The organism is Pseudobutyrivibrio xylanivorans (genome assembly GCF_008935055.1).
GTDB lineage: Bacteria > Bacillota > Clostridia > Lachnospirales > Lachnospiraceae > Pseudobutyrivibrio > Pseudobutyrivibrio xylanivorans_A.
Genome location: NZ_CP043028.1, coordinates 1,092,201 through 1,106,760 on the forward strand (window position 1 = coordinate 1,092,201; position 14,560 = coordinate 1,106,760).

Below are 14,560 nucleotides of genomic sequence, written 5' to 3' on the forward strand. Positions count from 1 at the left end.
ATTATAGTTAGTGTCAGTTCCATGTAGAATGAAGTCATGAAAACAAGTAAGGAGGCTTCAGATATGGAACAGAATAAGAAAATGTACGGGGAAATCTTTAAGGAACGTGAATATAGAAAGCTGATTTTTGCTACAGTTATAAACCGTTTTGGTGATTCTGTTGATGCAATCACTTTTACATGGCTGGTTTATCAGATTACACACAGCGCAGCTTGGTCAGCAATAGTGTTTGCAATTAATACGCTTCCAAATGTGGTGGTTCAGCCTTTTGCCGGTGCCATTGTTGAGAAGATGAACAAGAAGTATGTGATTGTGGCTACACACATTCTTAGAGCAGCCATCATTACACTGTTTGCTCTTTTATATAAAGCTGGTATGGTGAATGCGTTAATCATGGCAATTTTCACATTGATCATTACTACAGTTGAGTCCTTTAATCTTCCAGCAACTTCAGCATTTACTATGCAGGTGGTAAAGAAAGAGCATATGACCTGCGGAATGAGTCTTAATTCTATGCTTTCCAGTGCAGCTTCACTGGCAGGAACAGGAGCAGCAGGTGTGATTATTGCTACAACAGGTGTTTCAACTGCAATGATGATTGATGTAGCAACATTCGTAGTGGCAGCAGTGCTTATAGGTGCTATGAAGACTGGACTAGCAGCACAGAAGGAAGTAGCAGAGGCATCTATCCAGAAAAATGCATCAGATGATAATAAAGAACAGAGTAAACTTGAATTCTTTTTAGATGGCTTCAAATATGTAGCAAGTTCCCGCGTTATCTGTAATTATGGTCTGCTTGCAGTTGCACTTAACTTTATGCTTATTCCTATAAATGCACTTCAGGCACCAATTGCCAGTGAGATATTCCACATGGGTGGAGAAATCCTTAGTATTGCGGGCGCATTTGCAGCAATAGGTGGAATTGCAGGATCAGCACTTGTTCCATTCCTTTCACAGAAGTTCTCACCACTTAAGATGATAATGCTTGGAACAGCTGCTCTCGGTGCCGGAATGCTTGGAATTGCTTGTGGCGGATTCTTTGATGGAAATAGCATCGCTTGTTATGTGGATGTAGCAGCATCATTTTTTATCATGATGGTAGCAGCATCAATTATCGGTGGAACTATAAATATTCAGTTTATGAAAAATGCTGATCCTAAGTATATTGCAAGAGCAGCCGCAGTAATGGGCGCTTGTGGAGCGGAATGTATGCCTGTTGGATCAATACTATTAAGCGCAGTAGTAGCAAAGGTAAGTACAGAGTCGATCCTTATCTTCTGCGTGATTTTTGCAGTAGCTATTTTGGCAGTATTAGCACTTGTAAAGCCACAGATGGAAATTGAGGAAGGTTCACTTGGAATAAAAGGCGAGAAATTCTCAGCAAGTTTAGGATAAAATCTTTCATTGAAAGAGTTGAAGGAATTGAAGGAGTTTGCAATGCAGCTAAAGCTTAATGAAAACATCAAGAAATACCGAAAGAGTATGGATTTAACTCAGGAAGAATTGGCAGAAGCTTTTGGAGTTACTGTTGGAGCAGTGTCAAAATGGGAAAGTGGAAGCAATGTACCAGATATTCTGACGCTTATGCAACTTGCAGATTTTTTCAGTATCTCTGTTGATGTCCTTTTGGGATATAGCATGTCTTCTAAAAAGGTAGATGATATTTCAGATAGGCTGGACGCTCTTTTGCACGAGGATAAATATGACGAAGCTATTTCTGAGGCAGAAAAAGCGTTAGTGAGATATCCTGGTAATTATAAGATTCTTACAAGCTGTGCAGACACATACCACGTGGTTTCAACGATAAAAGATTCTAAGGCTTACCGAAAAAAAGCTATTGAGCTGTATGAATCTTCCCTGCGTTATGTTTCACAGAGTGACAATCCCGATCAGGAAGCTTTTAATATCAGATTTGATATAGCAACACTTGAGGGGCGGGAAAATCCGGAGAAATCCCTTGAGGAGTTCAAAAAGATAAACTACCAGGGCATAGCGGACATTAATATTGCTAACATACTGAGAATGACCGGCAAACCAGATGAAGCAATGGAGACCTACACTAAAGTTCTGGTCTCTATTTTGATTAAAGTTCTGCAGTTTGCCACTGAAATGTTTATGGTGTTGGTTGCCATGGATAACACCAAGGATTATAAAGAAGCCTGCGAGCTCATGGACTGGTTCATGACCATAGTTGATGCAACTAGCACGAATAGACGTCAGAACAGCTATCTTTCCAAGATGAAGATTATGGGGCTAATATTTAAAGCGCTGGTTCTTTCATGCCAAAAAAAATATGATGACATGGAAGTCTGCATTGATACAGCTTTGGAGATTGCCAAGGAATACGATAAAAATCCTTCAAATGATTTTTCCGACAAAATTAAATTCTGGCACGGGGGCAAAGATTATCACATATCTCTTTATGATGCGTTTGGCGTCTGTGCCGTGGCAGGTATCGACAATCTCTTTTCCATAGGACCTAAAGTGCTTCCTGATAAAGTCATAAAGAAGATGGAAACGGCTCTGGAATATTGGAATAAAATAAAAGTAGATTAAAGTGGTTTTTGATAAACACAACATCAATTGCAACTTGAACATCCTAAAATGCAACTTGTGCAAATATGAAGATATAAGAAATCCTTTTCTGATAAAGTAAAAGCATCTTAAGAAAAGGAGCACAAACAAATGAAAAAGAACGCAATCGTTAAGGTAGTAAAAATCACATTAGGAGTAGTTGCAGCACTGATAGTAGTTGGCTCATTCGGAATGGCAAAGCTGGTTACAGATGGAGTGTTTTATCAGAATAAAAACAATGATACTCAGGCCAATTCAGTTAAGCAGCTTGCAATCTACGGTTATGATCTTGACGGATTTAACAATACATATAAGGGTGAAGAGATTTCAGTTACAGCTGAGGATGGAAATGTTGTTCCTGGAACATATTTTGATATGGACAGTGACAAGTGCGTAATACTTGTACACGGAGCCGGCGGCGACAGAGTGTCAACTTATCCTCTTGCACAGCAGTATATTGAGAGAGGTTATGACGTAATTGCTTTTGACGATAGAGGTCACGGTTTAAATTCTGATAAAAAGGTAACTTTCGGAGTTAATGAGATGCGTGACGTTAAAGCTCTTGTGAAGTATGCAAGAGAGACTCTCGGCAGCACAGAGGTTATTGTTCACGGCCAGTCAATGGGCGGAGAGGTTACAGCAGTTTATGCATCAAACGTAGCTCCTGGAACAGCAGAGGCAGCAGATGCAGTAATTTGTGACAGCCCAGTTCCAGGTATGGAATACATGATAAGAAGCGTCATTGCAGATGACGACCCACAGGAAATGGATTCATTTGTGACATCTTACTTTGTCGAAACAGGTAAGCTTTATTCAAATCTTTTCTATCATGTTAACTGGGATAAGGGTGATACAATAAAGGTCGTAGCAAACGACCAGCTTCCTACACTCATCATTGTTTCAGAAAAGGATGAGGTTTGTCTTCCAGAGATGGTTGAAGAAGTATATGATAATGTTGGAAGTGCAGAAAAGAGCATTGCTTATGTAAACAGTGCACACATAGAAGGAGTTATTGATGATCCTGCAGGATACATGGAATATGTTGAGAATTTCCTTGCTAATGCCGGATTATAAAAAGGGTATGAAGTTAAATTTATTTGAGGATAAGAATAATGTAGATGAGCATGTGGATGTGTATTTTTCAAATATGCGTCCACAGATTAAGCAGATAATAGATATCGTTAAGTCTGATAGACTTTCCCTCTCAGGGCGACCTGCGGATGAAGATATTGACGATGGAGAAGAGATATTAATCGATCCAAAAGAAGTATATTATCTGGATTACGTTGACAGAAAACTTTTTATGTACACAGGAAACGGAGTCTATCGCATAATGAAAACTCTCGCTGAGTGTGAGGAGCTTCTTTGTAACTATGGATTTGTAAGAGTTTCTAAGTCTAATCTCATAAACATATTCAAGATAAAACAGCTAAAGCCTGACCTTAACATGAAGGTATATGCCTATTTTGACAATGGAGAGAGAATTTGTGTCAACAGAAGCTACAAGAAGGAATTTGACCAGTATCTACAGAAAATGAGGAGAATGGTATAGTGAAAAAGTATATTAGCAATTTAGCCTTAATGATTTGTGTTTCATATACGATGGTTTCTGTGTCAGTAACCATTTTCAATATATTGTTTGGCGGTCAGACAAATAATATGAATGAACTTTTGATATTTGCAATATGTGTTATCGCATCGGTGGTGTTATCGCTGCACGGGCTCTTTGAAAGTGTTAGTCCACTAGCCATGGTGGTTATTCAATATCTGGTGGCATGTGCGCTGATAGCAGTATTGCTCCTTATTATAAGCTGCTTTGATACTATTACTCCAAGAGGATGGTTTGAGCTCTATCGCTCTTTCACAATTCCGTACATTATCCTAGCGGGAATCTATTATTATAGTGTGTTTGCGGATACGAAGAAAAAAGACAGCCTGATTAAAGATATCCAAAAGCATGGCATTGATTTGAAATAAGTATGTAGTTGGTGTTAATCGTATTGACTTGTGGGGGAGACGCAATTAACATTTAAATATAATTTCTGATATTTTGCACTCAGACACCTTGTGTCCGAGAATACACTGAGGAAATATTATGTTTAACTGGATTAGCCCCTATAATTATGATTTTGCAATAGCGGCAATTCCTATTCAGGTTGTGCTTCTTAATTTTTTATGGAGTCAGAAGAAATCTACCGATAAGGCAGAGTTTTTACTTCTGACTTATTATAGTTGCAAATCTTTAAAGGATTAGATAAATTGGGATTTGTAGAAACAACCACTCACTTTTGTGAGCTGGTTGTTTTTTTCTTACGGTTATCTTTGAGGGATTATACTGAGGAGCCATTTTAGAAAAACGGTATCGCAACCATTTTTCCAAAATAGAGCTTGCTAATCTATTTCAGAAATAATATACTTTAGAAAAGTGGTACACGGACCTAAAATCTAAAATAGGAGTTTTATCTTTATGGAGATTAAAAGAGATAGATATTTAAATAAGCTTATAAGTAAGCGAAATAATGGATTAATTAAGGTTATTACAGGAATTAGAAGATGTGGTAAGTCATATTTACTTTTCAATTTATACTATGATTATCTTATCAGCGAAGGTGTTCCTGCAGATAGTATAATAACTGTTCCTTTAGATGATGATGATTATGTGGAGTATTGTGATCCACAAAAATTATCTGAGTACATCAAAAGCAAAATAACTGAATCAGGAAAGCAGTACTATGTTTTCATAGATGAGGCACAATATGCAATTACCAGGGAAGAAATGAAAAATCCTGATGTTCCAATTAGGCTATATGGTGTCTTGAATAGCTTACTTAGAAAAAAGAACGTTGATGTTTATGTCACAGGTAGCAATTCTAAGTTTCTTTCTTCTGATATTCTCACTGAATTTAGGGGACGTGGTGATGAAATACATATAGCACCATTATCTTTTTCAGAGTACTACCCTGCATCTGGCAAAGACAAATATGATGCGTGGCAAGAGTATTTGTTCTATGGTGGACTTCCACATATATTGGCAGAACCAGACAACGAGGCTAAGGGGGCATATCTTGAGAGATTAAATTCTGAGATTTATATTAGGGATATAGTGGAAAGATATGAAATAAGAGAAACAGCCGGTATGGAAACGTTGATGAAGGTTATTGCGTCCGCCATAGGATCTCTTACAAATGCTCAAAAAATCTCAGACACATTCAATAGTAATGGTGATAAGACAATATCCATGCCCACAATATCAAACTACTTAACGTATCTAATGGAAAGCTTTGTTATACAAAAAGGCGAAAGATATAATATTAAGGGGCGTAAATACATAGGTACACCGTCTAAGTACTATTATACAGATTTGGGGTTGAGAAATGCTCTTTTGAATTTCCGTCAATTTGAAGAGACTCATTTGATGGAAAATGCCATCTATAATGAGCTTATTTATAGAGGCTACAACGTTGATGTAGGTGTTGTTGAAATTCGTGTCGATGAAGATGGAAAAAAAGTTCGAAAACAGCTGGAAGTCGATTTTGTCGTCAATCAAGGTAGCAAGAGATATTATATTCAGTCAGCATATGCATTGCCAAATCAAGAGAAAATAGATCAGGAACAGGCATCACTAATCAAAATACCAGATTCATTTAAAAAGATTATAATTACTAGTGGAAATACACCAGTATGGCGAAATGAACAGGGGATTACTGTTATGGGACTGTTTGACTTTTTATTGAATGAAAATAGCCTTGATTCTTAATGTGAAATATTAACAGCTTATACTCATGGGAAATAGCTAAAAATTGCCTTGTGAAGGTATTTGAAAAAATGCTTCCACAAGGCTTTTTTCTTACAGTGGAAACGCAACAGTTTCGCTGTACAGCTTCTGCAACACTTTAATAAAAGCTTCAAGGCTATGACGTTGATCTGATTTATGAGTGCAGAGAACGCATGAAAAGGTATCATTGCAGTCATAAGGAATCCAGGCAAACTGTCCGCTGTGGTCGTTAAGAAAACCGGGAGCCAGGCAGATTCCTTTACCGGAAGCAATGTTCGTAAGTGTGGTGTCATGATCTGGACTATTAAAATATTCAATCTTACCTGATGAAATAAGCTTTTGCTGAACTGAGCGGAGAAGTGCCGGTGAGCCGCCACCTACCATAAGAGTGCGACCATAAATGTCTTCATCAGTTATGAGATTTTTTTCTGCAAGAGGATCATTCTTATCACAAATTAAATAGATATGACTTTTAAACAGCTGGTGGACAGTAGTGCCTGCCAGCTGTTTTGTCTGTTCTTCAAGGGCAAATACAACATCGGATTCATTTTTGAGAAAGCTATCCATACTGCCACCATATTGGAAACGAGGTGTAATCTGAGTGCCTGGCGCTTCCTTTTCAAATTCCCTGATTGCCTCTGGCAGGAAATAAAGAGCCTGTCGCACTGACATACCTATAGTGATGTTTTCTTTGTATTTCGCACTAAAGTTTTGACCCTGTTCGATGGCTCTTTTCATTTCTTCGCGCATATTTGAAAGGTAGGTTACAAACTGTTGGCCAGCAGGTGTAAGAGTCGCACCTTTCCCATTTCTAACAAAAATTTCAAAACCCACTTCCTCTTCAAGTAGTTTTATCTGATATGAAAATGTAGGCTGGCTTACAAACATATTCTCAGCGCCCCTGGAAAAGCTCTCGGTACGGGCCAATTCTATACAATAATCTATCTGCTTTGTTGTCATAGCATACCTCTGATATTTAAAAATTAAATCAACTATCCAAAGTTTCTATTGGATATTATAAAGCCCACGTGAGATAATGTAAACAACAAAGGACAAAACCAATTGGGAATAACAGATATTGATAGAAATTCTAAACGGAGGAAACAAAGATGGCAAAAACATTAATAGCATTCTTTTCAAGAGCAGATGAAAATTATTTTGGCGGAGCGATGAGATATGTGAAAGTCGGAAACACAGAAATTGTTGTTAACCAGATGAAAGAACTGATAGATGCAGATACATTCAAGATTGAGATGTTAAATCCTTATTCTCCGGTGTACATGACCTGCATTGATGAAGCAAAGAAAGATTTAAGAGAAAATGCTCGCCCAGAGCTTACAAATTACTTGGACAGTGTTGATGAGTACGACACCATTGTGCTTGCTTATCCAAATTATTGGGGAACATTTCCAATGGCAGTTGCAACATTTCTTGAAAGATATGATTTTACAGGAAAGACCATACTTCCGCTTTGTACCAATGAAGGAAGTGGAATGGGTTCTAGTGAACGTGATGTAAAAAAGTATGCTAAGGGCGCAGATGTAAAAAATGGACTTGCAATTACCGGGAGCCAGGCTGCAAATGCGAAAACAGCTGTAGAGAAGTGGTTTTCCGCTAACGGGTTGATGTAAAGGAATAGAAATGGAGGATTTATAATGGAAAACATAGCATTAAACAACAAATTAGTGTGCCCAGTAGTGGGAATTGGAACATTTATGCTATCACCTGCAGATGCAGAAGTAAGCGTGCGAGAAGCGCTTAAAATGGGATATCGACTTGTAGATACAGCAAATGCTTATGTAAATGAGCGGGAAGTAGGTCGAGGAATTAAGGAAAGCGGGGTAGATAGAAAAGATGTATTTTTGTCAACAAAGCTTTGGCCTTCAGAATATGAAAACGTAAATGCGGTAGACGAAACCTTGGAGCGCCTTGGCGTTGACTATGTGGATTTATTATACATCCACCAGCCTGCTGGAAATTGGCTTGCAGGATACAGACAGCTTGAGAAAGCTTATAAAGAAGGCAAGGCTAAGGCTATCGGCATTTCAAATTTCGAAGGAAAGTATATCGAAGAACTTCAGACTAAGTGGGAAATTGTTCCTCAGTTTATTCAGGTAGAAGCACATCCATATTTTACACAAACAGAGCTTCGCAAGACTTTGGATAAATATGATATTAAGCTTATGAGCTGGTATCCACTTGGACATGGTGACAAGTCTCTTATTAATGAGCCTGTATTTGCAGAGCTTGGTAAGAAATATGGTAAGTCACCTGCACAGATTATTCTTCGCTGGCATACACAGATGGGATTTGTTGTTATCCCGGGAAGTAAAAATGTGGATCACATAAAGGATAATTTGAACATTCTCGATTTTAAGCTTACAGATGAAGAGATGGCAGAAATCGCCAAGCTTGATAAGAACGAGAGATATTATCACAGAACTGATGAACAGCTTATTCAGTTTGCTGGATGGAAACCTGATTTTGAAAAATAAGAGATGTATAGTGACAGCTATTTCGAAAGAGATAGCTGTCCTTTTTTGTTATTGTTTTGAATTGTATATTTCTTACTGGATGAGGATTCTGTATAATTTAAGACAGTGAAATTAAGAATCGACGTTTTTAGAATTGTAGCTTGCTTGAAGCATGCCAAATCGGGGGATTGGAGGGGTAAATCATGTTAGAAATATTAAAAGCGAGGTTTCAGGATAATAAGAATCTTCATATGGAACTGAGTTGGCTTGACGTGGAGAAACGTTTGCTTGAGCATCCGGGCTCCATGGATGTTTTGAGAAGGATGGAGGAGAGCGGCGGAGAACCGGATACCATCGGCTATGACGAAAAGACGGGAAAGTTAATTTTCTGCGACTGCGCAAAGGAGTCCCCTTCTGGGCGCAGAAGCCTGTGCTATGACGAAAAGGCATTACAGGGGCGTGCCAAAAACCCGCCGTCAGGCAGCGCCGAAAGGAAAGCAAAAGAAATCGGCGTTTTGATAATGACGGAGGAACTCTATCGCCGATTGCAAAGTCTCGGGGAATTTGATTTGAAAACGTCAAGTTGGATTACTACGCCGGATGATATTCGTGACAAGGGCGGTGCATTGTTCTGCGAACGACGTTACGGAACGGTTTTCACATTCCATAACGGGGCGGATTCGTACTATTCCGTGCGCGGGTTCAGAGGTTATACGCTTATATAAATTCAAATTGTCGACCTAATTGAATATTGAACATTAAATCCAGGTGTTTATCTGCACCTGGAAATTTTTTTGAAAAATTTTTGATGTAACCATTGACATTACATCAAAACGGTGCTATATTGACATCATCGGATGAAACCACCACGGTTACATCGATGAGCTTTTTAACATTCGAGGATAATTACCTCGCAGGGCAGAGCCGGAAAGGAAAATACTCATGACAAATAAGGAAAAAGCATTAGCACTCATCGGAACATTCGTATCAGGAGATACAGCAAAGGCAAAGGAACTTCTTGCAACAGGCTATATTCAGCATAACCTTGCATTTGGTACAGGGGCAGATGCATTTGTAGCAGCAGTTGAAGGACTTGCACAGGCACCTGTAAAAACAACTGTTAATAACATTCGTGCATTCGAGGATGGAGATAAGGTTTTCCTTCAGACAGTATATAATTTTGCAGGAGCAGGAGAGCAGGTCGGATTCGATGTTTTCAGATTCGATGAAGACGGTAAGATTGCAGAGCACTGGGATAATCTAGCAGACAAGGCAGCTCCTAATCCTTCAGGACATACTCAGATTGATGGAACTCTTGAGAAGAAAGATGTAGATAAGGAAGAGACACGTAAGGTTGTAGCTGGATTTGTAGGCGATGTACTTCGTGGGGAGAATCCTGACAAGCTCACTTCTTACTACGATGGAGATAAATATATCCAGCATAATACTTCAATTGCAGATGGTCTTTCAGGTCTTGGAGCTGCACTTGAAGCTATGGCTAAGCAGGGAATCTCAATGGTTTATAACAAGACTCATATGGTTCTTGCAGATGGAGATTATGCACTTGCCTGTTCAGAAGGAACCTTTGGCGGTGTACCTACAACCTACTATGATCTGTTCCGTGTTGAGAACGGATTTATCGCAGAGCACTGGGATGTAATGGAGACATTAGCTGATAAGTCTACATGGGCTAATGAAAACGGAAAGTTTTAATGTAACCATTGCAACTACATCTGTCACGAAGTAAAATGATGGCAGGAGGGCGCAAATCGTCCAGTGGACGATTGTTCTGCACCTACCGAAATGGAATGGAGAGATTAAAGAATGCAGATATCAAGCAGATTTACGGTTGCACTTCATATTTTTACATGTGTTGATACATTTAAAGAAGAACACAAGGTAACGAGCGATTTTCTTGCAGCCAGTATAAATACGAATCCTGTCATCATTAGAAAGATACTTACTCAGCTTAAAAATGCAGGGTTAATAAATGTTATCAGAGGAACAGGCGGAATAGAGCTTACAAGAGATCTTAAAGACATAACTTTTTATGATGTGTATCAGGCAATAGAGCCTTTGGAGGATGGAGATCTATTCAGATTTCATGAATCACCAAATCCAGAGTGCCCTGTTGGTAGGAATATCCATTCACTTTTGGATGATAAGTTGAAAAGCATCCAGGAAGCGATGGAATCAGAGATGAAAAAATACACTCTTAATGATTTAAGATCCGGAATGCAGGAACTGTTGGCAAAAGAAGCGTAAACGTGAGACTCTGAGGTATTTTCTTCAGAGTCTTTTTTAGAAGGATGTGGAATATGGAAACTAAGGCTAAAAAATCAACACAGGAAGAACGTCTTGATTATCTTGTAGAAGAGTTCAAGGCAGATTCAGATGAATATAAGGAATTACAGACTCCAAATAGTACGGAAGATAAAAGACGAATCTTAAGGTCACTTATGAACATCCGTATGCCAAAAGAATTATCTTCTGAGGTCATGAAAGTACAGGATGAATATCTGACTGAAAGAGCGGCTGAAAAGGGTGTGGTGAATCTGTCAGACATCCCGGTTATCAGGGACGGACTATCTATCTGGCAAGGAGATATCACAAGACTTTCGGTGGATGCTATTGTTAATGCCGCTAATTCGCAGATGCTTGGTTGTTTTGTACCGATGCATACTTGCATAGATAAAGCGGCACCTACCTCAATCACACAGGCATACAACAACAGTATGGCAAGGTGCTCGTAAACCTTGCATTGCCTATACCAAGACCAGCTGAGGATGCAAGACCAGGAAGAAAGTTAGAGTTTATACGTGAACAAAGAGGAATTAGTAGAGAGAAACTTGCAAAAGAACTTGGACTGACGACCGGAGCTTTATTTAATTTAGAGAATGGGTTTAATCCTATACATTACAAATATGCTAAATCTATTGGTGATTATCTGGATATAGATTATAGGGAGCTGATGGATGAATATACGACATTTTGTCAGCCAGGCTATGGAAGATGTATTCAAATAATCCGCCTACAAGGTGGTTACACACAAGAGGAATTTGCAAGATTGCTTGATACAGACAGATGTACGGTTGCAGTCTGGGAGTGTGAGTTTGAGGAAAGGCATCCTGAACCTCAAAGATTTGAAAAGATAAAAGAGATTGCAGGAAATATAGGAATAAGTTTAAGCAAACTTGTTGAGAATCCTGATTGCTATAAGGATGAATATACTTTATTTGTTGAAGGAAATTATGGTAAGAAAATAAGACAAATAAGGCTAGCAGCAACAATGACATATCAGGAATTTGCAATATCTATCGGTTGTGATTCTGAAACATTAGAGCATTGGGAAATAGGATGGCAAAAACCATTAAGAAAGTATTTTGATGCCATAAAAGAAATTGCTATCAAGGTTGGAATAGAATTACAAAAATTAAACGACAACCCTGAGTATTTTGGAAGTCAATATCAAGATTTTATTGGTTATGAATGCGGTAAGAAAGTAAAAAGTATTCGTATGGCATATGGATACACTCAAGATCAGTTGGGGCAGTTGGTAGGATGCACAGGTGAAGCTATAGGAAAGTGGGAACGGGAATTAAGTGCTCCCGACTTGAATTATTTTAAAAGTCTGGAAAAGATTGCGCATCAGGCAGGGATTACCATTGTACAGCTTAATGAGAATCCAGAATTGTATATTGATGATTATAAGGACTTCTGCAAGCCGGGATATGGGAAAATTCTAAAGCATTTAAGGAAACAATTAGGGTTAAGACAGGTAGATTTTGCAGAAGCGCTTGGTGTTTCTTCGGCTTCATACCGCAATTGGGAAACTGAACGTTTTATTCCAATGCGAGAGAATTATAATGAAATAAAGAAATTTGCAATAAAGAAGGGAGTTGATATCTCATGAACCATACTGAACAGAGAATTTGGTTAATTAAAGAATTACAAAGAGATGAATCCCAGCTAAGTGATTATCCTATCCCAAATGATGAGCAAGGGCAGAAGGATTTACTTCGTGGTCTTATGAATATATGGGTACCTAAAGATCTAAGTGATGAATTTCTTAAGATACAGGATGAATATCTAACAGAAGAAAATAGACGTGCTGGCATTACAGATATAAATGATTTAGAACCCATAAAAAGTGATAATCGTATATATTTATGGCAAGGAGACATGACAACACTTCGGGTGGATGCATTGACGAATCCTGCTAATTCAGAGCTTTTGGGCTGCTGGAGAATCCTGCATAATTGTGCGGATAACATTGTACACTCGAAATCCGGACTCATGCTAAGAAAAACATGTAACTGCATCATGGAAAAGCAGGGACATCCAGAGCCAACAGGGCAGGCTAAGATTACTCCGGCGTACAATTTACCTTGTGATTATGTTATTCATACCGTTGGCCCTATAGTTCAAGGACCTCTGACTAAAAAACATGAGGGACTATTGGCATCCTGCTATAAATCATGCCTTGATATAGCAGAAGAAAATGGCGTAAAGAGCATTGCTTTATGCTGCATTTCTACCGGTGTTTTCATGTTTCCTAATCAGAGAGCTGCTGAGATTGCTGTAGAGACAGTTAAAAACTGGCTTGATGAGACAGGCAGTGAGATGAAGATTGTTTTCAATGTATTTAAGGATCTTGATTTTGAAATATATGAAAAACTGTTAAATGGTTAAACTGTAAGGAGTGTTTTACAATGATAAAGGCTAAGATCAGATTGTTTCAGCCAAATGGATATCAGGAAACAATAGAAAAAAGTCTAAGTGCCATACATAGCTTTAACAGCGGTATGAATCTTGGAAAAGATGATGATATAGAGCAGCTTGACAGATTAAAAGAAGAAATAAAGACAGCTGATGCTATTGTTATTGGAGCCGGGGCAGGACTTTCTACTTCCGCAGGGTTTACGTACAGTGGAGACCGGTTTAAAAAGTGGTTTTCTGATTTTGAAGAAAAATATGGTTTTCAGGACATGTATTCAGGCGGGTTTTACCCATACAAAACCAAGGAAGAGTTCTGGGCATATTGGTCAAGGTATATCTACATCAACAGATACCTTGATGCACCTAAAGATACTTATACAAAACTTTATAACCTTGTTAAGAATAAAGATTACTTTGTGATTACAACAAACGTGGATCATTGCTTTCAGAAAGCAGGCTTTGATAAGAAAAGATTATTTTACACTCAGGGAGATTATGGTCTGTTTCAAAGTTTGAATCCGGCAATTAGGGAAAACTTTGATAATGAAGACTGGGTGATGAATGCCATGAAATCTCAGGGATATGTTAAGGATGGGAATGGAATTTTTGCAATACCATCTGGCGGCGTGGTCAGAATGGAAATTGACAGCAGTTTGATTCCAAAGTGTCCGATTGATGGAAGTGATGTCACCATGAATCTTAGAAGTGATGATACATTCCTTGAAGATGGAGGCTGGCATAGAGCATCAGCGGCTTATTCTGATTTCCTTAGAAGACATGAAAATCTGCATGTGCTTTTCCTGGAACTTGGGGTAGGCAGCAATACACCAGTAATAATTAAGTATCCATTCTGGCAAATGACAATGGAAAATGAAAAAGCTACATATGCATGCTTGAATTACAAAGAGGCATACTGTCCCAAAGAGCTAGAAGATAGGAGCGTATGCATTAACAGTGATATAGATGAGCTTTTGGATAATCACAGGTGGCGTGATTATCGGAAGTTATGATATGTGTG

General features: G+C 38.5%; 16 protein-coding genes. 15 read left to right on the forward strand and 1 reads right to left on the reverse strand.

Going from position 1 to position 14,560, the window contains the following annotated elements; all coding sequences use genetic code 11:
• Positions 1-63: 63 nt before the first annotated feature.
• From FXF36_RS05015 to FXF36_RS05040, 6 genes are all read left to right on the forward strand, one after another.
• Positions 64-1,395, forward strand: coding sequence for an MFS transporter (locus FXF36_RS05015; RefSeq protein ID WP_167511292.1), 1,332 nt, complete (start codon positions 64-66; stop codon positions 1,393-1,395).
• 9 nt (positions 1,396-1,404) lie between these two features.
• Complete coding sequence (locus FXF36_RS05020; RefSeq protein ID WP_151622756.1) at positions 1,405-2,556, forward strand: helix-turn-helix domain-containing protein; 1,152 nt, start codon at positions 1,405-1,407, stop codon at positions 2,554-2,556.
• Positions 2,557-2,685: 129 nt separating this feature from the next.
• On the forward strand, positions 2,686-3,648 hold the full coding sequence (locus tag FXF36_RS05025) for an alpha/beta hydrolase (protein ID WP_151622757.1): 963 nt from the start codon (positions 2,686-2,688) through the stop codon (positions 3,646-3,648).
• A 7-nt stretch (positions 3,649-3,655) separates the two neighbouring features.
• Positions 3,656-4,126, forward strand: a complete 471-nt coding sequence (locus FXF36_RS05030) for a LytTR family DNA-binding domain-containing protein (protein WP_167511293.1) — start codon at positions 3,656-3,658, stop codon at positions 4,124-4,126.
• The gene (locus FXF36_RS05035; protein WP_151622759.1) at positions 4,126-4,551 is read left to right on the forward strand and encodes a DUF6608 family protein; all 426 of its coding nucleotides are present in this window, start codon (positions 4,126-4,128) and stop codon (positions 4,549-4,551) included. The genes FXF36_RS05030 and FXF36_RS05035 overlap by 1 nt, the downstream gene beginning before the upstream one ends.
• Positions 4,552-5,041: 490 nt before the next feature.
• A complete protein-coding gene (locus FXF36_RS05040) occupies positions 5,042-6,331 on the forward strand; it encodes an ATP-binding protein (RefSeq protein ID WP_151622760.1) in 1,290 nt (429 codons plus the stop codon).
• Positions 6,332-6,421: 90 nt separating this feature from the next.
• Here FXF36_RS05040 and FXF36_RS05045 read toward each other — a convergent pair whose 3' ends face one another.
• Complete coding sequence (locus tag FXF36_RS05045) at positions 6,422-7,309, reverse strand: LysR family transcriptional regulator (protein WP_151622761.1); 888 nt, start codon at positions 7,307-7,309, stop codon at positions 6,422-6,424.
• A gap of 149 nt (positions 7,310-7,458) precedes the next feature.
• Here FXF36_RS05045 and FXF36_RS05050 point away from each other — a divergent pair, with 149 nt between their 5' ends.
• The 9 genes from FXF36_RS05050 (at position 7,459) to FXF36_RS05090 (ending at position 14,552) form a co-directional block, all read left to right on the forward strand.
• Complete coding sequence (locus FXF36_RS05050) at positions 7,459-7,980, forward strand: flavodoxin (protein ID WP_151622762.1); 522 nt, start codon at positions 7,459-7,461, stop codon at positions 7,978-7,980.
• Positions 7,981-8,004: 24 nt separating this feature from the next.
• Positions 8,005-8,844 carry an aldo/keto reductase gene (locus FXF36_RS05055; RefSeq protein ID WP_151622763.1) on the forward strand — a complete coding sequence of 280 codons (840 nt, stop codon included), beginning with the start codon at positions 8,005-8,007 and terminating at the stop codon, positions 8,842-8,844.
• A 182-nt stretch (positions 8,845-9,026) separates the two neighbouring features.
• On the forward strand, positions 9,027-9,548 hold the full coding sequence (locus FXF36_RS05060) for a DUF4256 domain-containing protein (RefSeq protein ID WP_151622764.1): 522 nt from the start codon (positions 9,027-9,029) through the stop codon (positions 9,546-9,548).
• A gap of 217 nt (positions 9,549-9,765) precedes the next feature.
• Positions 9,766-10,536, forward strand: coding sequence for a nuclear transport factor 2 family protein (locus FXF36_RS05065; protein ID WP_151622765.1), 771 nt, complete (start codon positions 9,766-9,768; stop codon positions 10,534-10,536).
• Positions 10,537-10,647: 111 nt separating this feature from the next.
• Positions 10,648-11,088: an Rrf2 family transcriptional regulator gene (locus tag FXF36_RS05070; RefSeq protein ID WP_151622766.1), complete on the forward strand. Its 441-nt coding sequence runs from the start codon at positions 10,648-10,650 to the stop codon at positions 11,086-11,088.
• 53 nt (positions 11,089-11,141) lie between these two features.
• Complete coding sequence (locus tag FXF36_RS05075) at positions 11,142-11,576, forward strand: macro domain-containing protein (protein WP_330583221.1); 435 nt, start codon at positions 11,142-11,144, stop codon at positions 11,574-11,576.
• Positions 11,577-11,584: 8 nt separating this feature from the next.
• The gene (locus FXF36_RS05080) at positions 11,585-12,736 is read left to right on the forward strand and encodes a helix-turn-helix domain-containing protein (protein ID WP_167511294.1); all 1,152 of its coding nucleotides are present in this window, start codon (positions 11,585-11,587) and stop codon (positions 12,734-12,736) included.
• Positions 12,733-13,515: a protein-ADP-ribose hydrolase gene (locus FXF36_RS05085; protein ID WP_151622768.1), complete on the forward strand. Its 783-nt coding sequence runs from the start codon at positions 12,733-12,735 to the stop codon at positions 13,513-13,515. The genes FXF36_RS05080 and FXF36_RS05085 overlap by 4 nt, the downstream gene beginning before the upstream one ends.
• Before the next feature lie 20 nt (positions 13,516-13,535).
• Positions 13,536-14,552 (forward strand): SIR2 family NAD-dependent protein deacylase, encoded by a 1,017-nt coding sequence (locus tag FXF36_RS05090; RefSeq protein ID WP_151622769.1) that lies wholly within the window; start codon positions 13,536-13,538, stop codon positions 14,550-14,552.
• Positions 14,553-14,560 lie beyond the last annotated feature (8 nt).